Annotated in this window: 14 protein-coding genes; 5 read left to right on the top strand and 9 right to left on the bottom strand. The window is 70.3% G+C overall.

Features of this window, described 5'->3' with window-relative positions; genetic code table 11:
* Positions 1 to 39 precede the first annotated feature (39 nt).
* Entirely contained in the window at positions 40 to 2310 is a 2271-nt protein-coding gene (glgX, locus tag ASF65_RS14475) for a glycogen debranching protein GlgX (protein ID WP_055890765.1), read from the top strand.
* A gap of 253 nt (positions 2311 to 2563) precedes the next feature.
* On the opposite strand, the gene ASF65_RS14470 is transcribed toward glgX, so the two are convergent.
* The gene (locus ASF65_RS14470; RefSeq protein WP_244486713.1) at positions 2564 to 4564 is read right to left on the bottom strand and encodes an AI-2E family transporter; all 2001 of its coding nucleotides are present in this window, start codon (positions 4562 to 4564) and stop codon (positions 2564 to 2566) included.
* A gap of 228 nt (positions 4565 to 4792) precedes the next feature.
* Between ASF65_RS14470 and ASF65_RS14465 the strand changes: the two genes are divergently transcribed.
* The gene (locus tag ASF65_RS14465) at positions 4793 to 4972 is read left to right on the top strand and encodes a hypothetical protein (RefSeq protein ID WP_055890487.1); all 180 of its coding nucleotides are present in this window, start codon (positions 4793 to 4795) and stop codon (positions 4970 to 4972) included.
* Positions 4973 to 5058: 86 nt separating this feature from the next.
* On the opposite strand, the gene ASF65_RS14460 is transcribed toward ASF65_RS14465, so the two are convergent.
* The 5 genes from ASF65_RS14460 to ASF65_RS14440 all read right to left on the bottom strand — a co-directional run bounded on the left by ASF65_RS14460 (position 5059) and on the right by ASF65_RS14440 (position 11567).
* Positions 5059 to 6669: a tripartite tricarboxylate transporter permease gene (locus tag ASF65_RS14460; RefSeq protein WP_055890485.1), complete on the bottom strand. Its 1611-nt coding sequence runs from the start codon at positions 6667 to 6669 to the stop codon at positions 5059 to 5061.
* Positions 6670 to 6766: 97 nt separating this feature from the next.
* Positions 6767 to 7255, bottom strand: a complete 489-nt coding sequence (locus ASF65_RS14455) for a tripartite tricarboxylate transporter TctB family protein (protein WP_055890483.1) — start codon at positions 7253 to 7255, stop codon at positions 6767 to 6769.
* Positions 7255 to 8205, bottom strand: coding sequence for a tripartite tricarboxylate transporter substrate-binding protein (locus tag ASF65_RS14450; RefSeq protein WP_055890481.1), 951 nt, complete (start codon positions 8203 to 8205; stop codon positions 7255 to 7257). Before ASF65_RS14450 ends, ASF65_RS14455 begins: the two co-directional genes overlap by 1 nt.
* A 244-nt stretch (positions 8206 to 8449) precedes the next feature.
* Positions 8450 to 10903, bottom strand: coding sequence for an extracellular solute-binding protein (locus ASF65_RS14445; protein ID WP_055890761.1), 2454 nt, complete (start codon positions 10901 to 10903; stop codon positions 8450 to 8452).
* Entirely contained in the window at positions 10893 to 11567 is a 675-nt protein-coding gene (locus ASF65_RS14440) for a response regulator transcription factor (RefSeq protein WP_055890480.1), read from the bottom strand. The genes ASF65_RS14445 and ASF65_RS14440 overlap by 11 nt, the downstream gene beginning before the upstream one ends.
* A gap of 182 nt (positions 11568 to 11749) precedes the next feature.
* Between ASF65_RS14440 and ASF65_RS14435 the strand changes: the two genes are divergently transcribed.
* Together ASF65_RS14435 and ASF65_RS14430 are read left to right on the top strand one after the other, a co-directional pair.
* On the top strand, positions 11750 to 13081 hold the full coding sequence (locus tag ASF65_RS14435; RefSeq protein WP_055890478.1) for a hypothetical protein: 1332 nt from the start codon (positions 11750 to 11752) through the stop codon (positions 13079 to 13081).
* Between the two features lie 2 nt (positions 13082 to 13083).
* Entirely contained in the window at positions 13084 to 13602 is a 519-nt protein-coding gene (locus tag ASF65_RS14430) for a lysozyme inhibitor LprI family protein (RefSeq protein ID WP_055890477.1), read from the top strand.
* A 57-nt stretch (positions 13603 to 13659) separates the two neighbouring features.
* Here the strand turns inward: ASF65_RS14430 and ASF65_RS14425 are convergent, their stop codons facing one another.
* Genes ASF65_RS14425 through exbB form a run of 3 tightly spaced genes read right to left on the bottom strand, consistent with a single transcriptional unit; the run spans position 13660 to position 16106 of the window.
* Entirely contained in the window at positions 13660 to 14586 is a 927-nt protein-coding gene (locus tag ASF65_RS14425; protein WP_055890475.1) for an energy transducer TonB, read from the bottom strand.
* The gene (gene exbD / locus ASF65_RS14420) at positions 14583 to 15038 is read right to left on the bottom strand and encodes a TonB system transport protein ExbD (RefSeq protein WP_055890474.1); all 456 of its coding nucleotides are present in this window, start codon (positions 15036 to 15038) and stop codon (positions 14583 to 14585) included. The genes ASF65_RS14425 and exbD overlap by 4 nt, the downstream gene beginning before the upstream one ends.
* Positions 15039 to 15044: 6 nt before the next feature.
* Positions 15045 to 16106 carry a tonB-system energizer ExbB gene (gene exbB / locus ASF65_RS14415; protein WP_055890472.1) on the bottom strand — a complete coding sequence of 354 codons (1062 nt, stop codon included), beginning with the start codon at positions 16104 to 16106 and terminating at the stop codon, positions 15045 to 15047.
* 299 nt (positions 16107 to 16405) lie between these two features.
* On the opposite strand from exbB, the gene tkt reads away from it, so the two are divergent.
* Positions 16406 to 18502 (top strand): transketolase, encoded by a 2097-nt coding sequence (tkt, locus tag ASF65_RS14410; RefSeq protein ID WP_055890470.1) that lies wholly within the window; start codon positions 16406 to 16408, stop codon positions 18500 to 18502.
* The last annotated feature ends 12 nt before the right edge of the window (positions 18503 to 18514 follow it).

The raw sequence follows: 18514 nt of genomic DNA, 5'->3' as shown, positions 1-18514 counted from the left end.
CGGCGTGTCTCATTTCATGACGGGATCCATCCCTTGAACATTCAACCGAATGCCTCCGACTTCGCGTCCACTCTCGCGAAGCCAGGCCTCCACAAATCACGTGTCGAGGCCGGCCGGCCGTTCCCTCGCGGCGCCACATGGGACGGGCTGGGCGTCAACTTCGCCCTGTTCTCCGCCAATGCCACGAAGGTCGAGCTCTGCATCTTCGACCAGACCGGCACGACCGAACTCGAGCGCATCGTGCTGCCGGAATACACCAACGAGGTGTTCCACGGCTATCTGCCGGACGCGCGCCCCGGCCTCGTCTACGGCTATCGCGTCCATGGCCCCTACGAGCCCGACGCCGGCCATCGCTTCAACCCGAACAAGCTGCTCCTCGACCCCTATGCCCGGCAGCACGTCGGCGAGCTGAAGTGGGACCATGCCCTCTTCGGCTACACGATCGGCCATGCCGACGGCGACCTGTCGTTCGACGAGCGCGATTCGGCCGCCTTCGTGCCGAAGTCGCAGATCGTCGATCCCGCCTTCACTTGGGGCAACGACCGCCGGCCGAACGTGCCGTGGGAGCGGACCGTCTTCTACGAGACCCACGTCAAGGGCTTCACCCAGCGCCATCCGAGCGTGCCGGACCGCGACCGCGGCAAGTTCTCCGGCCTCGCGCACCACGACGTCGTCCAGTACATCAAGAGCCTCGGCATCACCTCGGTCGAGCTCCTGCCGATCCACGCCTTCGTCGACGACAGCTACCTCGTCGAGAAGGGCCTCCGGAACTTCTGGGGCTACAACACCCTCGGCTTCTTCGCGCCCGATCCGCGCTACATGGGATCGCCCTTCGTCAACGAGTTCAAGGAACTCGTCTCGACCTTCCACCACAACGGGCTCGAGGTGATCCTCGACGTCGTCTACAACCACACGGCGGAAGGCAACGAGAACGGGCCGACCCTGTCGTTCAAGGGCATCGACAACGCGACCTACTACCGGCTCCTGCCGGACAACAAGCGCTACTACATCAACGACACCGGCACCGGAAACACCGTCAACACCTCGCATCCGCGCGTGATGCAGCTGGTGATGGACAGCCTGCGCTACTGGGCCGGCGAGATGCGCGTCGACGGCTTCCGCTTCGACCTCGCGACCATCCTGGCGCGCGAGCCGACGGGCTTTTCGGAGGAATCCTCCTTCCTTCACGCCACGATGCAGGATCCGCTGCTGTCCCAGGTCAAGCTGATCGCCGAGCCCTGGGACTGTGGTCCGGGCGGCTATCAGGTCGGCCGCTTCCCGCCGGGCTGGGCCGAGTGGAACGACGGCTACCGCGACACGGTGCGCGCCTACTGGCGCGGTGACGAGGGCAAGGTTCCGGCGGTGGCCGGCAAGATCTCGGCCTCGGCCGACCTCTTCAACAACCGCGGCCGCCAGCCCTGGGCGAGCGTCAACTTCATCACCGCCCACGACGGTTTCACGCTGCACGACCTCGTCTGCTACAACGACAAGCATAACGAGGCGAACGGCGAGGACAATCGCGACGGCCACTCGCACAACCTCTCGAACAACTACGGCGTCGAGGGACCGACCGAGGATGCGGAGATCAACAACGTCCGCTTCCGCCAGCTGCGCAACTTCTTCGCGACGCTTCTCCTGTCGCGCGGCACGCCGATGATCCTGGCGGGCGACGAGTTCGCCCGCACGCAAGGGGGCAACAACAACGCCTATGCGCAGGACAACGAGATCGGCTGGGTCGACTGGAACGTCACGCAGGACGGCGAGGATCTCGCCGAGTTCGTCCAGAAGCTCATCATGCTGCGTCAGGCGCTGCCGATGCTGCGTCGCGGCCGCTTCCTCCAGGGGCGGTTCGACGAGGAGATCGGCGCCAAGGACGTGACGTGGATGTCGCCGTCGGGCGGCGAGATGCAGCAGGCCGAATGGGACGATGCCGGCGCCCGCTGCTTCGGCGTCCTTCTCGACGGGCGCGCGCAGGCCGAGGGCATCAAGCGCGTCGGGTCCGACGCGACGATGCTTCTCGTCCTCAACGCGCACCACGACGTCGTGAACTTCAAGCTGCCGCAGGCGCCCGGCGGCCGTCGCTGGCACTGCATCATCGACACCAACACGCCGAACCGCGACGAGCTCGTCCCCTTCGAGTTCGACACCGACTACATGGCAACCGGCCGCTCGCTGCTCGCCTTCATCCTCGAGCCCGAGGACGGCTACTCCCTGTCGGACGAGGCGCACCAGGCGTTCCAGCACGTGTCGGAAGCCTTCCGCCGCGCGGCCGCCGAGCGGGTGCATATCGTCCGGCCCGACAAGGGCTGATCGACCATCCCGGCGCCTTGCCGGCGCCGGCAGGAAACATGAAGGGCCGCTTCCGAAAGGAGGCGGCCCTTTTTCATGTCAGGTCGAGACGTCTTTTAGGCGGGCGCGAAGCGGGCGGGATCGGCTGGACGCTCACGGGGATCAAGGCGCCGCCAAAGGACGGCCGTCACCCGGACGGCAGGAACCCAAGTCACCGATGGGCCCCCGCCGGACGGCCGCAAACAGGGCCGGCTCGTGCTGTCGGTGGCCTCAGTCAGACCGCTTCGACGGCGGCCTCGACCTTGGTCTCATCAGTGATGTTGGGAGCGGCGGGCGTCTCCGGCGCCGGCACGTGCATCGCCTGCCCGGACATGTCGAGCGCGGCGGCGAGCGCCCCGTTCAACGTCGTCACCAGGGCGTCGGCGTGAACGCGGCGCTTCAGTTCCTGCAGCATCGCGGGGTCGCGCTGGCGCCAGATGCCGATGAGGATGCGCGCGTGCGGGGCGAAGCGGTGGACGCGCCGAACCGCCTGCCGCAGATGCACCGTCGACAGCGGCTCGACGAACGACAGGCAGACGAGCGCGACGCCTTTGGCATCCTCGCGGCTCGGCGGGTTTTCGATCAGCGAGGCGAGACTCACCGCCTCGGCCCGAAGCCCGTGGCGGGTCAGGACCTGTGCCAGCATGGCCGTGACCGCGCCATCGAGCGCGTTCGAGCCGGACAGGCAGACCACCGGCCGATCGCCGCGCCAGGCGGGTGCCAGATCCTGCTGCCGCTGGACGATGCGCGTGACCTCCTGGTCGGGACCGGCTGCATCGACCGCCGCGGCGGCTTCCGCCGTCATGGTCTTCTTGCCACGCCGGCCACCGAGGGCCGAGGTGCGCACGGATTTCAGGCCCTCGACCAGTTCCAGCGTCGAGCGCTGCAGCGTTTCCAGCCGCTCGCCCTCGACGGCGAAGCGCGCGACGTCCTCGTGTGCGATGCGCAGGCCCTCGAGCGCCACCTCGTCGTAATAGGTCGCGAGCTCGCGCTGGCGCAGGAATTCGTGGGCCTGATCGACCGCCTCGTCCGGCGCGCCGGCCAGCATGCGCTGGTAGAAGATCTGTGGCGGCGACAGCGCCGGACGGTCGCCGAACATCACGTCGATGAAGGCGAGGCGCGGCACGTGCCGGCCCATCACCACGAGGCAGATGGTCAGCGGCGTCGCGAGGATCAGCCCGACCGGGCCCCAGAGGAAGGCCCAGATCGTCGCGGCCAGCAGGATGGCGACGGGCGACAGGCCGGTGGAGTGGCCGTAGAGCACCGGCTCCACGACGTTGGACAGCAGCGCCTCGGCACCGAGATAGAGGACCGCCGTCCAGATCACCATCGACCAGCCGGGATCGACCGCGAAGGCGAGCAGCATCGGCAGGCCCGCGCCGACGAAGCCGCCGACATAGGGGATGAACCGCAGGATTCCGCCGAGGATGCCCCAGAGCGCAGGGCTCGGCACGCCGAGGAGCCAGAGGCCGAGCGCCGTCACGGTGCCGAAGGCAGCGTTCACGCCGAGCTGGAACAGGAGAAGCTTCGACAGGCGCCGCGCCGCATCGTCGATCGCGGCCGTGGTCTGCTGGAGATCGTCGGTGCCGGCGAGGCGGATGAAGCGGTTCCTGAGATCCTCGCGCTGGAGGAGGATGAAGATCGCGAAGATGATCACGACGCCGAAGGTCGCGAGCGGCTGGAGAAGCGGCAGTGCGATGGCGCTGATCGTATCGAAGAGCGAGCTTTCGTTCTCGACGGTGACCGGGATCGGGCGCGGCGCGGGGGTCCCGTCGGCACCGTTGCCCCCCGCCGTCTCGGCGGGCGCAGCGAGATGCTGGATGTCGGCGGCCATTTCCTCGAGCGCCACGGCCGCCCGGCTGAACGGGCCGTTGCCGCTCGCTTGCGCGGAGGCCGACAGCGACTGCAGCTTCTCCTGCACGGTCAGGCGATAGGACGGGATCTCGCCGACGAGCGAGGTGATCTGCAGCGCGATGATGAAGCCGAGCGCCACGATCGCGACGGTGGCGGCGAGGATCGCGCCGGAGATCGCGAGCATGCGCGGCACGCGGCGGCGCTGCAGCCCGATCACGATCGGGGCGAGGATGAAGGCAAGGAGAATGCCGAGGGCGAAGGGCACGAAGATCTCTCGCCCGAGCGTCAGGATCGCGGCGATCGACAGCGTCAGGACGCCGATCGCCAGCGCCGTGAACAGCGGCAAGGCGCGACGCAGCATCTGCGAAGTGACGATATCCAACGCTTCACGCTCCCCCAGCCGCGCCGGACCTGTGCGACGCGAACCGTGAGGAATGCGGCGTCCCTGATTAAGTTCCCGCGCACGACTTCAATCGGTTTAGAATGGCTGGCGTCTCCGATATGCGGAAAGCGCATGGCTGACGCGCCGAATCGACGCTTCAAGTCCGGGGGGCGAAGGCCCATCTTCTGGTCATCGAAACGAGACAGACACCTCGAAAGGACGACCTCGATGACCCCCCGCAACAACCGCACGCGCTCCTTCGGCCAGCGGATCCGCAGCATGACCGAAGCGTTCGGTGGCATCGCTGCTTGCGCGGCGGCGGCCGAGGCCGGCAAGCGTCCCTCGCGCGCGGCCCTCAAGGCTGCCGGCATCGAGCCGAACGCCTTCGACGAGATCAAGCTCGGCTGATCGCCGACGCGTTAACGACCCATGCATGAAAAGGGCGGCTTCCCATCGGAAGCCGCCCTTTTTCGTTCGTGCCGTGCGAGGCCGCCTTAGTCCTCGTCGGCCGCCATCTGCGACAGGATCTGGCCTCGACCGCGGGCGCGCAGGATCATCGGCACCACAAGGGCGAGCACCGCGAGCGTCAGGAGCGCGATGGCCAGCCACGAGTGCACGAGGATCGTCGGATCGCCCTGGCTGATGGCGAGCGCGCGGCGCAGCTGCTGCTCGGCCATCGGTCCGAGGATCAGGCCGACCACGACTGGGGCGATCGGGTAGCCGAAGCGGCGCAGCATGTAGCCCATCAGGCCGAAGAGCAGCAGCATGCCGAGTTCGACCGGCGAGGGGTTGGCGCCGATGCAGCCGAGCGTCGCGAAGACGAGGATGCCGGCATAGAGCCAGGGGCGGGGGATCGTGAGGAGCCGCACCCAGAGGCCGATCAGCGGCAGGTTCAGCACCACCAGCATCAGGTTGGCGATGAGGAGGCTCGCGACAAGGCCCCAGACGATCTGCGGCGAGGTGATGAAGAGGAGCGGGCCGGGCTGGAGGCCGAACTGCTGGAAGGCGGCGAGCATGATCGCGGCGGTTGCCGAGGTCGGCAGGCCGAGCGTCAGGAGCGGCACCAGCGTTCCGGCGGCCGAGGCGTTGTTGGCGGCCTCGGGGCCTGCGACGCCCTCGATCGCGCCGTTGCCGAACTCTTCCGGGTATTTCGTGAGGTTCTTCTCCATGGAGTAGGAGAGGAAGGTGCCGATCTCGGCGCCGCCGGCCGGCATCGCGCCGATCGGGAAGCCGACCGCGGTGCCGCGCAGCCACGGCTTCCACGAGCGCTTCCAGTCCTCCTTGGTCATCCAGAGCGAACCCTTGACGGCCTGGATCGTGTCGGGCGTGCGGTTGGCGGCGGCCGCCACCACGAGGCACTCGCCGATGGCAAAGAGCGCGACGGCGAGCGTCGTCACTTCGATGCCATCGAGGAGATTGGCCGAGATGCCGCCGAAGAAGCTGGCGAGCGAGGCCCAGAGCCCGTGCATCGAGGCCGCGGGATCGGCGGCCATGCCCTGGAAAACTTGAGCGATCGGGGTCAGCGTCAGGCGCGCCTGGCCGGTCTGCAGGTCGATGCCGACGAGGCCGAGCGTCAGGCCGAGGATGAGCGCGGTGAGGCCGCGCAGCGCCGAATCGCCGAAGGCCGCCGAGACCGTGACGAAGGCGAGCAGCATCAGCGCGAAGTACTCGGCCGGGCCGAAGGACAGGGCGAAGGAGACGATGACGGGCGCGAGGAAGGCAAGGCCCAGCGTCGCGATGAGGCCGGCGACGAAGGAGCCGATCGCGGCGGTGGCGAGCGCCGGTCCGCCGCGGCCCTTGCGGGCCATCTTGTTGCCCTCCAGCGCCGTGATGATCGAGGCGCTCTCGCCCGGCGTGTTGAGGAGGATCGAGGTGGTCGATCCGCCGTACATGCCGCCGTAGTAGATGCCGGCGAACATGATGAGCGAGCCGGCGGCATCGAGCTGGTAGGTGACCGGCAGGAGCAGCGCGACGGTGAGCGCCGGGCCGATGCCGGGCAGGACGCCGACTGCGGTGCCGAGCGTCACGCCGATCAGCGCGTAGAGGAGGTTCATCGGCTCGGCGGCGGTCGCCAGGCCCTGACCGAGAAGCGCGAAGGTATCCATCGCTGGCAACCCATGGTTCGAGCGGGCGCGGGCCGTCCCGGCGGGAGGCGCGCGCTGGAAGGGAGAAGCCTTCGGCGCCGGGCCGGAGGCGGAAGGCTCAGCCGAAGAGGCGTTCCAGCGGCCCGGCCGGCAGCGCGAGGTTCAGGACCTTCGTGAACATCAGCCAGATCGCAAGGCTCAGGAGGATGCCGACCGGGATCGACACATAGAGCTTGCGCTTGCCGAAGGCCCGCGCGGTCGCCGCGAAGAGGAGTCCGGTGGCGATCGAGAAGCCGGCGGTGGTCAGGAGCAGGAGCTGGGCCGCCAGCCCGCCGACGATCCACACGATCGGGGCGAACTCGTCGTGATCGCGCTCGGGAAAGTCGCCGCGCCACGCCTCGAACATGGTCCAGCCGGACAGGCCGAGAAGCGCGAAGCCGATCAGGGTCGGAAAGGTCGCCGGCCCGATGCGGGCATAGGCGCCGCCGCCGATATGGCTGGCGTCGAGCAGCACGAGGGCTCCCAGGATCCCCAGCCCGATGCCGATGGCAAACGCCGCCCGGTCGGGGCGGCGTTCGGTCGGCGCATGGTCCGACGGGGCGCTCATTACTGGACGAGGCCGATCGCGGTGAGGACTTCCTTGGTGTCCTCGATGTTCTTGGCGAGCTCGGTCTTGAAGGCGTCGCCGGCGAGGAACGTGTTCTGCCAGTTGTTGCGCTCCAGGACCGCCTTCCACTCGGGGCTGTCGACCATCTTCTGCATGTTGGCGATGGTGGCGGCCTGCTGTTCGGCCGTGAGGCCGGGGGCGCCGGCGACCATACGCCAGTTCTGCAGCTCCATGTCGATGCCGGCTTCCTTCAGCGTCGGCGCCTCGGAGCCCGGCACGCGCTGGGCGCCCGTGGTGGCGAGAAGACGGAGCGTGCCGGCCTTCACCTGGCTCTCGAACTCGCCGTAGCCGGAGATGCCGGCCGCGACCTGCTGGCCGAGGATGGCTGCGAGAGCCTCGCCGCCGCCGGAAAACGCGATGTAGTTGATCGCCTTCGGGTCGGCGCCGACGGCCTGCGCGAGGAGGCCGGCCGCGATGTGATCGGTGCCGCCGGCCGAGCCGCCGGCGATCGCCACGGCGCCCGGGTTCTCCTTCATCGCCTTCGCGAGGTCGGCGATCGTCTGGTAGGGCGAGGACGCCGGAACCACGATGGCCTCGTCCTCGCCGGTGAGGCGGGCGAGCGGCGTCACCTGGTCGAGCGTGACCGGCGACTTGTTGGTGAGGATCGCGCCGACCATCACGTAGCCGCCGACGAGCAGCGCGTTCGGGTTGCCGGACTTCGTCGAGACGAACTGGGCGAGACCGATCGTGCCGCCGGCGCCCGGAACGTTGACGACCTGCACGTTGCTGGCGAGCTTGGTCTCCTGCAGGACGTTCTGCATGGCGCGGGCGGTCTGGTCCCAGCCGCCGCCGGGCGAGGCCGGGGCCATGATCTCGTAGGCGGGCGTCTGGGCGAAGGCGCTGGTGGAGACGAGAAGCGCGGCGAGCGCGCCGAAGATGATCGACTTCATGGCTGGATCCTCCCTGGTGGCGACGCTTGGAATCGCGTCGTCCTCAAAACCTAAACGATGGTCGCGGGGAGAGTGGCGGCGCGCGTCGGCTGCCGAGAAAGACCGTCCTGCCCCTCCAGGCCGTCCGGTCGAAGGGCGAGAGCTTCTCGAAAGCCCGCCCACGGTCGCATCCAGCCTCCCCGGCCGTCTGGGGACATCCTAACAAAGGGTTCCTGTCAAAAACCTGTCACGAAGCCAGCCTGCCTTATTGCGGTGCAACGATCTCCATCCACGTGTCCAGAAACCGGGCACGACGCTGGCGGTCGAGCCCGACGAGAAGCGAGGGGCCGAGCGGCACCGGCTGCACGGCACCGCGACCGCGCGCCGCGATGCGCTCGGCCGTCCAGCTTCCTTGCGTCCCCGGCACCACGGCGCCGAGTGCGGCGGGACCGGCGAGGATCGACTGGCCCTCGTCCGACAGCGCGAACTCGATGAAGGCCTCGCCGAGGTCGGCGCGCTGCGCCCCGACTGGCACGAACATCGAGCGCGTGACGACGAGCACGTAGTCGTCGGGCACCACGATGCCGATGCGCGCGCCCGCCGCCTGCCGCGCAAAGGCGTAGGAGCCGAGGACGTTGTAGCCGAGCGCGAGATCGCCGCGCTCGACGCCGTCGAGGATCGCGGGGCTCGCTCCCGACAGGCGCACGCCCGCCCGGCCGAAGGCGCTGGCGAGGCGCCAGAAATAGGACGACACGGACTGGTCCTGTGCCGCCAGCATGTAGCCGACGCCCGAGCGCGCGACGTCGTAGGTCGCGATCTTGCCGGCGAGCCGCACGGCCTGTTTCTCCAGGAGCTCGGCGAGGTCCAGATGGCTGCGCGGCACCTCGTTCTCGGCGAGGATGTCGGGATTGTAGACGATCACCGCCGGCTCGAAGGAGAAGCCGAAGAGCTCGGAGCGCCACTGCGCCCAGCCCGGCAGATTGGCGGCGCCGGCAAGGTTCAAGGGCTGCGCGAAGCCGTCGTTGACGAGCTTGACCTGGAGGTCGGAGGCCGAGCTGATCATCACGTCCGGCGGCGGGCGGGCGCCGGAGGCGAAGGCCTCGAAGATGGCGAGCGTCTCGCCCTCCTCGTAGGTGACGGTGACGTCTGGCCGGCGCGCCTGGAAGCCGCGCACGAGATGGGCGAAGAGGCCCGTGTCGGTGGCCCCGAGGATTTGGAGGCGCGTCTCGCCGGAGCCGTCCGGCGCGGGGTAGACAACCTCGGCCGCGCCGGCCGTCGCGATCGGCCACCACAGGATCGCAAGAAGGGCCAGCGAGGCGAGGGCTCTCGCGGCCGGGCGGCCGGTGCGGAGGTCGACCCGCGGCAGCACGAGCCGGACGAGCAGCCCGCCGCCCGGCCGGTCCTTGAGATCGATCCGCCCGCGCTGGGCCTCGACCGCGCGGCGCACGATCGCCAGTCCCAGCCCCGAGCCGTTGGTCCCGGCCGAGGCCCCGCCGCGCCGGAAGCGCTGGAACACCGCCTCGCGCTCGTCGATCGCGATGCCCGGCCCGCGGTCGGCGACGTCGATGCCGATCGATCCGTCGGCACGCGCCGCGACCGCGATCTCCACCGGGCCGCGGCTGTAGGTGAGGGCGTTGTCGACGAGGTTGCGGAGCATCTCGCGCAGGACCACGCGATCGGCCCCAAGCGAGGCCTCGGCCATGCCGGGCGCGATCGACACGCGCACGCGGTCGGCGGTGTCGGGGTCGAGCCGTCGCACGACCTCGGTCACCACCGCGCCGACCGGCGTCGCGCCCGCCGGCGCGGTGTCGAGCCGGTGCGAGATCGTCGCGTCCATCAGGAGCTGGGAGACGAGCTGGCTCGCCTGCACCGCCTCGTCGTGGATGCGCGCGACCTGGGTGCGCAGCGCCTCGGGGTCGCTCTCGCCGCGCGCCACCTCGGCCTGGAGGCGCAGCGAGGCGAGCGGCGTGCGCACTTCGTGCGCGGCCTCGGCGACGAGAGCCTCCAGGCGCTCTCGCGCCAGCGCCAGCCGGCCCATGAAGTCGTTGAGCGCCCCGACGAGCTGCACCGCCTCCTGCGGCACCGGCAGGTCGACGGGCGAGAGGTTCTCCGGGGCGCGGGCGCGCAGGTGCCGCTCCAGCGACAGGAGCGGGCGGAAGGCGCGGCCGATGCCGAACCACAGGATCACCAGCGCCAGGAGAAGAAGCGCGACCACCGGCAGGAGCGCGTTCTGGAAGATCTCGCGGGCGAGCGCGCGCCGCTCGCTCAGCGTTTCGGCGACGCGCACCGTCGCCCAGCCCGTGCCGGACGCGGTGGAGACGAGCCGCCCGGCGCTCGCCACGCGCACCGGCTCGCCGCGGTAGACGGCGTCGGCAAAGGTCGGCTCGCTGTCGTCCTCGGGGACGAGGCCTTCCGACAGGTCGGGATAGCCAGTGACGTTGGTGCCGTCCGGCGCCTCCACCGCGTAGAAGATGCGGTCGCGGCCGGAGAACATCGAGAAGGAGGCGAGCGGCAGTTCCACCGTCACCTCGCCCTCCTCGAGCTGGACGGCGCCCGCGATGATGAGGGCCGAGGCGCCGAGCAGGCTGTCGAAGGCGCGCTCGGACGCCCGCTCGGCATAGTCGCGGATGAAGGCGACGAGGACGAGGGCGGCCAGCAGGAGAAGGAGCGTCGCGGCGACCAGCACCCGGCGCCGGATCGAGACCGTCCTATCCGCCATCGCGCACCCGCGCGACATAGCCGGACCCGCGCACCGTCGCGATCTCCAAGGCCGAGCCCTCCAGCTTGCGGCGAAGGCGCGAGACGTAGAGCTCCAGCGCGTTTATCGAGACCGCTTCGTCGAACGAGAAGAGCTGCGCCATCAGCTGCTCCTTGCCGACGACGACACCGGGCCGCGACAGGAGGATCTCGAGCAGGCGGAACTCGCGCCGGCCGATGTCGAGCCGCTCGCCGCCCCGGCTCACGGCGTGGCCGGCGAGATCCACCGTCACGTCGCCGAAGGCCGAGACGCTGGTGGTCTGCCCGGCGGGACGGCGCAGGAGCGCGCGCAGCCGCGCGTCGAGCTCGCGCAGGTCGAAGGGCTTCGTCAGGTAGTCGTCGGCGCCCTGGTCGAGGAGGCTGACCTTGTCGTCGATCTCGGATCGCGCCGTCATCACGAGGACGGGGACGCTGGAGCGCGCCCGGCGCAGCTGCGAGATCACCCAGAGCCCGTCGCGGCCGGGCAGCGTGAGGTCGAGGATCACCGCGTCGAACGTGTCGAGCCCGAAGGCCTCCACCGCGTCCTCGGCGCTCCTCACCCATTCCACCGCGTGGCCGGCCCCGCGCAGGTGGCGATTGACGGCATCGCCCAGTCCCTCGTTGTCCTCCACCAGGAGCATGCGCATGAAAGGCCGGTTCCGCCGCTCTCGAGGGGTCGCAGAGGCCCGACCATAGGGCCTCGGGCCCGGGTTGGGAACATGAGCGAAGACGTGACGTCGCGGCCGGTTGATTCCCCTGCCGCCCTGCCGCTATCGGTCGAGGCTGACAGCGCCGCCGTCGCGGCGCCCATCCGAAGGGCCGGCTTCCCATGCATTCCATCGCACGCGTCGGCCTTGCCGCCGATCTCCACGCCTATGCGGACAAGCACGGGGCGGTGACGGTGGGCGTCGCCGGGGCGGGGCAGATGGGCATCGACCTCCTGGTCCAGCTGAAGCTGATGCCGGGCGTCCGGCTCGGCGCCGTGTCGACCTCGCGGGCCGCCGAGACCGAGGCCGCACTCGCCTATGCCGGCTACGCGCCGGAGGAAAGTGCGCGCGCCGAGCGCGCCGGGGACGTCGACGCCGCGATCGAGGCGGGCCGCGCGGCGATCGTGCCGGACGCCGCGCTCCTGTGCGAGGCGGGCCGCATCGACGTCGTGGTGGATGCGACGGGCAGCCCGAGCTTCGGCACGACGCTGGCACTGAAGGCCTTTGCGGCCGGCAAGCATGTGGTGATGCTGAACGTCGAAGCCGACATCGCGGTCGGCCGCCATCTCAACGCCGCAGCGAAGCGGGCGGGCGTCGTCTACACGGGCGCGGCGGGCGACGAGCCGCACGCGACGATCGAGCTGATCGGTCTCGCCCAGTCGCTGGGTCTCGACATCGTGTGCGCGGGCAAGGGCAAGAACAACCCGCTCGACTTCAACGCCGTGCCCGCCGACTACGAGGCGGAAGCGGCCCGGCGCAACATGAACGCGCGCATGCTGGTCGAGTTCGTCGACGGATCGAAGACCATGGTCGAGATGGTGGCGATCGCCAACGCGACCGGTCTCGTGCCGGACGTTCCGGGCATGCACGGCCCGAACGCCACCGCCGACGACCTTGCGCAGGTGCTCTGCCCGAAGGAGGATGGGGGCATCCTGTCGCGCATGGGCTGTGTCGACTACACGATCGGGCGCGGCGTCGCGCCGGGCGTCTTCTGCGTGGTGAAGGGCCGCCATCCGCGCGTCACCGAGCGCATCGCCGACCTGAAGGTCGGCCCCGGCCCCTGCTTCTCGCTCCTGCGCCCCTTCCATCTCACCTCGATCGAGGTGCCGCTGTCGGCGATCCATGCGGCCGTCCACCGCCGCCCGCACATGGAGCCTTTGGACCGGCCCGTCGCCGAGTGCGTCGCCGTCGCCAAGCGCGACCTCGCCCCAGGCGAGACGCTCGGGCGCATCGGCGAGACGCAGTATCGCGGCTTCGCGATGACGTGGGGGGAGGCGCGGGCCGCCGGCGGCCTGCCACTCGGCCTGGCCGAGGGCGCACGGGTGACCGCCCCGATCAAGGCCGGCGAGAAGATCACCTACGCCAACGCCGCCCCCGACGAGAGCCTCGAGATCACCCGCGTTCGCCGCGAACTGGACGCGGCGGACGAGCAGTTCGTCGGCCGGGTCGCCTAGAGGTGATACGCCTGCTCGCGATGCTTCTTGCCGTGCTCCTCTGTTCCTGGTCGGCTTCGGCCGGACGAGCAGGCGCTGCCGGAAACCAGGTCGAGATCGCCGCCGATCTGGCCGCGATCCGTGCTTGCCTTGAGATGCAGAGGAAGAGGCGCGAGAAGGACACGTGCATCGGCCGGATATCCGAGATGTGCCGCGACCAGCCATCCGATGAGATTGTATCGGCCCGGACCTATTTCTGCGCGGCGCGCGAAACCGCGGCTTGGGACCAGCTTCTGAACCGGAACTTTCAGGCCCAAGTGGATGCGATCCGCGGGGACGACGTTAGCGATCAGGCCTTGCGAGACGGGCAACTGGGAGCCCTGCGCACCGCGCAAAGACGTTGGATCCAGTTTCGCGACGCCGAAATGATCCGCGAAGAAAAGAATTCGCAGAATGCGATGTCCACTTGGATCCTCGCCAACGTCGAGAAGGTCGGGCTGGAGATGACGGCGCGCCGCGCCATCGATCTCAGCCTCGACTGACAGGCTCCCGAACGGGCCTCCGGACACGCCTCCGCGGGTGTCTTCGTCCATGCGCCGTCAGCGCGTATAAGCGATCGGCACCGTCATGGGGACGCTCCCGCCCTCCGGCGGCGCCGGAAATGGGCTGGCGCGGCGCACCAGGGAGAGCGCGGCCTCGTCGAGAGCCGGATTGCCGGACGAGCCCGACAGGCGGATGCCGGTGGCGGCGCCGCTGGCGGTGATCGTGAAGGACACGCGCACCGTGCCCGCGCCGCCCCCGCGCGGGGTGCGCTTGAAGCGGTTGAGCCGCGCCGACACCTGCGATTGCCATCGCGCCGGCGACACGCTCGAACGCACGCGCTGACCCTGCGAGGCCTCGGGCGCGGCGCGCGAGGCGCTAGAAGCAGGTGCCGCCGCCTGCCGGCGTTCGGTGCGGGGCCGCTCGCGCTCACGCGGACGCTCCGCCTCGCGCGGGCGTTCGGGGCGGCGCTCGGCGACCTCGCGACGCGGCTCGGGCGGGCGAGGGCGCGCGCGCGGGACCGGCGCATTGATCACTGCCTCCGCCGGCGTCTCGACGGCAGGCGGCGGCTCGGGCTGGGGTTCCGCCGGCGGCTCGGGCAGGGGCTCGGGGTCCACGACCGGCGGCGGCTCCTCCACCGGCGGCGGGAGATCGGGTTCGGGCGGCGGCGCGATGGGCTCGGGCGGGGGCGGCTCGGGTTCCGGCTCCGGCGGTAGCGGTTCGGGCGGCGTTTCCTGCGGCTCTTCAGCGGGCTCCGGCGCTTCCACGGCGGGCGCGGCCGGCGGTGCGGCTTCCGGCGGCGCGAGCTCAATCAGGATCGGCGCCTCGGGCGCGCCGGTCGGCGGGGTCGCGATCGGGGGGAGCTGCACGAAGAACCAGGCGGCCGCGGCATGGGCGGTGGCGATGCACAGCATCGCCGTGCCCCAGCGCGCGACGCTCATCGTGGTGGAGCCGCGTTCGAGATCGTCGGGGCGGGCAAGCGTCATGGTTGCGGGGCGACCCCGGCGGCGGGCGCGGCGCCCGTGTTCTCGAGCCCGACCAGCGCGATCTTGAGATAGCCCGCGTCCCGCAGCGCGTTCATCACCTCCATGAGATCGCCGTAATCGACGGCGGCATCGGCGCGCAGGAAGATGCGCTCGTCCCGGTTGCCCCCGGTGCGCGCGTCGATCGCAGCCCCCAGGGCCTCGCGGGCGATCGCCTCCTCGCCGAGCACGAGGTTCAGGTCGTCCTGCACGGTGAGATAGAGCGGCTCGTCGGTGCGCGGCTGGGGCTGCGCGTTGGAGACGGGCAGGTCCACCGGCACGTCGACGGTGGACAAGGGCGCCGCCACCATGAAGATGATGAGGAGCACGAGAACGACGTCGATGAAGGGCGTGACGTTGATCTCGGAGACTTCGCCGGAATCGTCGTCGTCGGAGCTTTTCAGGCTGACACCCACGGCGCGCTACTCCGCCGCCGCGCGGGCGTAAGCGGCCCGTTGCGGACCAGCGCCGGCCGCGACCCTGGCGCGGTCGAGATCGCGCGAGAGGTGCTGGAGGACGGCGGCGGAGGCGTCCGACAGGACGGCGCGGTAGCCCGCGATGGCGCGGGCGAAGACGTTGTAGATGATCACGGCGGGTATCGCCGCGACGAGGCCGATCGCGGTGGCGAGCAGCGCCTCGGCGATGCCCGGCGCGACCACGGCGAGGTTGGTGGTGTTGGCCTGGCTGATGCCGATGAACGAGTTCATGATGCCCCAGACCGTGCCGAAGAGGCCGACGAAGGGGGCGGTCGATCCGATCGTGGCGAGGAGCCCCGTGCCGCGCGCCATGCGACGGCCGGCGCGCGCCTCGATGCGCTGGAGCGCGATCGCCACGCGCTCCTTGACGCCGTCCGCCGGCAGGCCAGCGGAGCGGGCGCGCTCAGCCGCGGCCGTCTGCACCATGGCGGCGACGGGGCCGCGCCGCCAGCCCTCGGCATCCACCGCGTCGGCGGAGGGCAGGCCCTCGGCCTCGCCGAGGCGCCGGACGCCTCGGCCCGCGCGCATCTTGGCGGCGGTGAGCTCCAGCGCTTTGGCGAGCCAGATGGTCCAGGTGACGACGGACGCGAAGGCCAGGCCGATCATCACCGCCTTCACCACGTAGTCCGCCGCCATGAACATGCCCCAGGGGGACAGATCGTGCGGCAGGGTGGCGGCGCCGGCGGCGGATGGGGCCTCGGCCGGCGCGACGGAAACGTCGGTGGCGGCGGGGGTCGGCGCGTTGGTCGTTGCCGGCTCTGTCGCCGGCGCGGGGCTGCCGAGTGGTGCGATCGCGCTCGGCTGGCCGGACGGGAAGACGGTGCCGGGCACCTGGCCGGCCGGCGAAGGGGCGAGGAGGCTCGGCGCTGGCTCGGCCTGGGCCGCCTCCGGCGACGTCGTCTGCGCCTGCACGCCGCCGGCGAGGAGCGGCAGCGCGAGGAGGGCGGCGATGATCGCCTGTCTGCCGGTCCGGCGCCGCGCCGCCGGGAAAACCGTGTCGTGTGTCATCGTCGAACTTTCTCGCCGATCGGGCGGGAGGGGCCCTCGGTCCCGACGGCAACCGGGGAGGGGCGGATGCCGATCGAGAATACATGAACAATCTAGTCATGTTTTCCATACGCATCGCGTCCGGCCCGCACAAGCCCCGGCGCTCGCCCCCTCCCGCGATCCTTGGCACGGGACGCCCGGCGCGCCCATCGACATGACGGCGCCGCGCTCCACCATAAGGCGTGAGATGAGCGGGACGCCGCGACGCTCGGGGTCGAACCCCCGCGACGCGCCCGGCCTCGAACCACAAGGAACGCCCCATGAGCGCGAACCCCGTAGCCGCCGACGCCGGATCCAGCGAGCGCGGCTCGCCCGAGCAGCTGGCGATCGACACGATCCGCACCCTGTCGATGGACGCCGTCCTGAAGGCGCATTCCGGCCATGTCGGCGCGCCGCTGGGTCTGGCGCCGGTCGCCTACACGCTGTGGACCGAGTTCATGCGCTACGATCCCGGCCAGCCGGACTGGCCGAACCGGGACCGCTTCGTGCTGTCGGTCGGCCACGGCTCGATGCTGCTTTACTCGGTGCTGCATCTCGCGGGCGTCGAGGAGATCGACGCGGAAGGTAAGAAGACCGGCAAGCCGGCCGTCTCGCTCGACGACATCAAGGCGTTCCGTCAGCTCTCGTCGAAGACGCCGGGCCACCCGGAATACCGGATGACCACCGGCGTCGAGACGACCACCGGCCCGCTCGGCCAGGGCTGCGGCAACTCGGTCGGCATGGCGATCGCCGAGCGCTGGCTCGCCGCGCGCTATAACAAGCCGGAGGCCAAGGTCTTCGACCACGACGTGATCGTGCTCTGCGGCGACGGCGACATGATGGAGGGCGTGTCCTCCGAGGCCGCCTCGCTCGCCGGTCATCTGAAGCTGTCGAACCTTCTCTGGATCTACGACAACAACAAGGTCTCGATCGAGGGCTTCACCAGCCTCGCTTTCTCCGAAGACGTCGCGAAGCGCTTCCGCGGCTACGGCTGGAAGACGCTGCATGTCTCCGACGCCAACGACCGGTCGGCGATCCGCCGCGCGGCGGAGGAGTTCCGCGCGACCGACGAGCGGCCGACGCTCGTCGTCGTCGACAGCGTGATCGGCTACGGCCTTGCCAAGCAGCAGGGCACGGCGGCCGCGCACGGCGAGGCCTTCGACGCCGAGGACGTGAAAGGCGCCAAGCGCTCCTACGGCTGGCCGGAGGACAAGGATTTCTACGTGCCAGACGGCGTCGCCACCGATTTCCGCGGCCGGGTCGAGACGCGCGGCAAGGCGGCGCGCGAGGCCTGGGAGGCCGATTTCGCCCGCTATCGACAGGCCCATCCCGAGCTCGCTGCCGAGATCGACGCGATGCGCGAGGGCCGGCTGCCGGACGGCTGGGATGCCTCGATCCCGAGCTTCGAGCCGGACGCCAAGGGCATCGCCTCGCGTGATGCGTCCGGCAAGGTGCTGAACGCGATCGCCGAACGCGTGCCCTTCCTCGTCGGCGGCTCGGCGGACCTTGCGCCCTCCAACAAGTCCAAGCTCGGCTTCGAGGGGGCAGGCAGCTTCTCGGCCGACGACTATGCCGGCCGGAACCTCCATTTCGGCATCCGCGAACACGGCATGGGCGCCGTCGTCAACGGCATGGCGCTGTCCTACGTGCGCCCCTACGGCGCGACGTTCCTGGTCTTCTCGGACTACATGCGCGCGCCCGTGCGCCTGTCGGCGATCATGGAGATCCCGGCAGTCTGGGTGTTCACGCACGATTCGATCGGCGTCGGCGAGGACGGGCCGACCCACCAGCCGGTGGAGCACCTCGCCTCCCTGCGCGCGATCCCGGGCCTCAACACGATCCGCCCCTGCGACGCCAACGAGACGGCGGAAGCCTGGCGGGTCGCGATGGAGCAGCGGCACGAGCCGACCGCACTCGTCCTGTCGCGCCAGCCGCTGCCGACGCTCGACCGCTCGACATTCGCGCCGGCTTCGAACCTTCGCAAGGGCGCCTATGTCCTCGCCGAGGCCGAGGGCGGCAAGCCGGACGTGATCCTCCTGGCCACCGGGTCCGAGGTCTCCCTCTGCATCGAGGCGCGCGAGCGTCTCCAGGGCGAAGGCATCAAGGCGCGGGTCGTCTCCATGCCGTCCTGGCACCTTTTCGAACGACAGGACGAGAGCTACCGCGACGAGGTGCTGCCGCCGGACGTCATGGCCCGTGTCGCGGTGGAGCAGGGCGGATCGCTCGGCTGGGACCAGTATGCCGGCTCCAAGGGCGCCAAAATCGTCATGAAGACCTTCGGCGCCTCGGCCCCGATCGCCAAGCTCCAGGAGAAGTTCGGCTTCACGGTCGACAACGTCGTCAAGCTCGCGCGCGAACAGGTGGCGTCCGGCCGCTGAGCCGCCGCCCGC

The sequence above is a fragment of the Aureimonas sp. Leaf324 genome, assembly GCF_001423245.1.
Lineage (GTDB): Bacteria > Pseudomonadota > Alphaproteobacteria > Rhizobiales > Rhizobiaceae > Aureimonas.
This window is presented reverse-complemented; position numbering and strand designations above follow the sequence as displayed.

Bases quoted from the DNA above. Each gene is read 5' to 3' on its own strand.
- ASF65_RS14465 (WP_055890487.1), top strand. From the start codon at position 4,793: ATGACCCCCCGCAACAACCGCACGCGCTCCTTCGGCCAGCGGATCCGC.
- ASF65_RS14460 (WP_055890485.1), bottom strand. From the start codon at position 6,669: ATGGATACCTTCGCGCTTCTCGGTCAGGGCCTGGCGACCGCCGCCGAG.
- ASF65_RS14455 (WP_055890483.1), bottom strand. From the start codon at position 7,255: ATGAGCGCCCCGTCGGACCATGCGCCGACCGAACGCCGCCCCGACCGG.
- ASF65_RS14450 (WP_055890481.1), bottom strand. From the start codon at position 8,205: ATGAAGTCGATCATCTTCGGCGCGCTCGCCGCGCTTCTCGTCTCCACC.
- ASF65_RS14445 (WP_055890761.1), bottom strand. From the start codon at position 10,903: ATGGCGGATAGGACGGTCTCGATCCGGCGCCGGGTGCTGGTCGCCGCG.
- ASF65_RS14440 (WP_055890480.1), bottom strand. From the start codon at position 11,567: ATGCGCATGCTCCTGGTGGAGGACAACGAGGGACTGGGCGATGCCGTC.
- ASF65_RS14435 (WP_055890478.1), top strand. From the start codon at position 11,750: ATGCATTCCATCGCACGCGTCGGCCTTGCCGCCGATCTCCACGCCTAT.
- ASF65_RS14425 (WP_055890475.1), bottom strand. From the start codon at position 14,586: ATGACGCTTGCCCGCCCCGACGATCTCGAACGCGGCTCCACCACGATG.
- exbB (WP_055890472.1), bottom strand. From the start codon at position 16,106: ATGACACACGACACGGTTTTCCCGGCGGCGCGGCGCCGGACCGGCAGA.
- tkt (WP_055890470.1), top strand. From the start codon at position 16,406: ATGAGCGCGAACCCCGTAGCCGCCGACGCCGGATCCAGCGAGCGCGGC.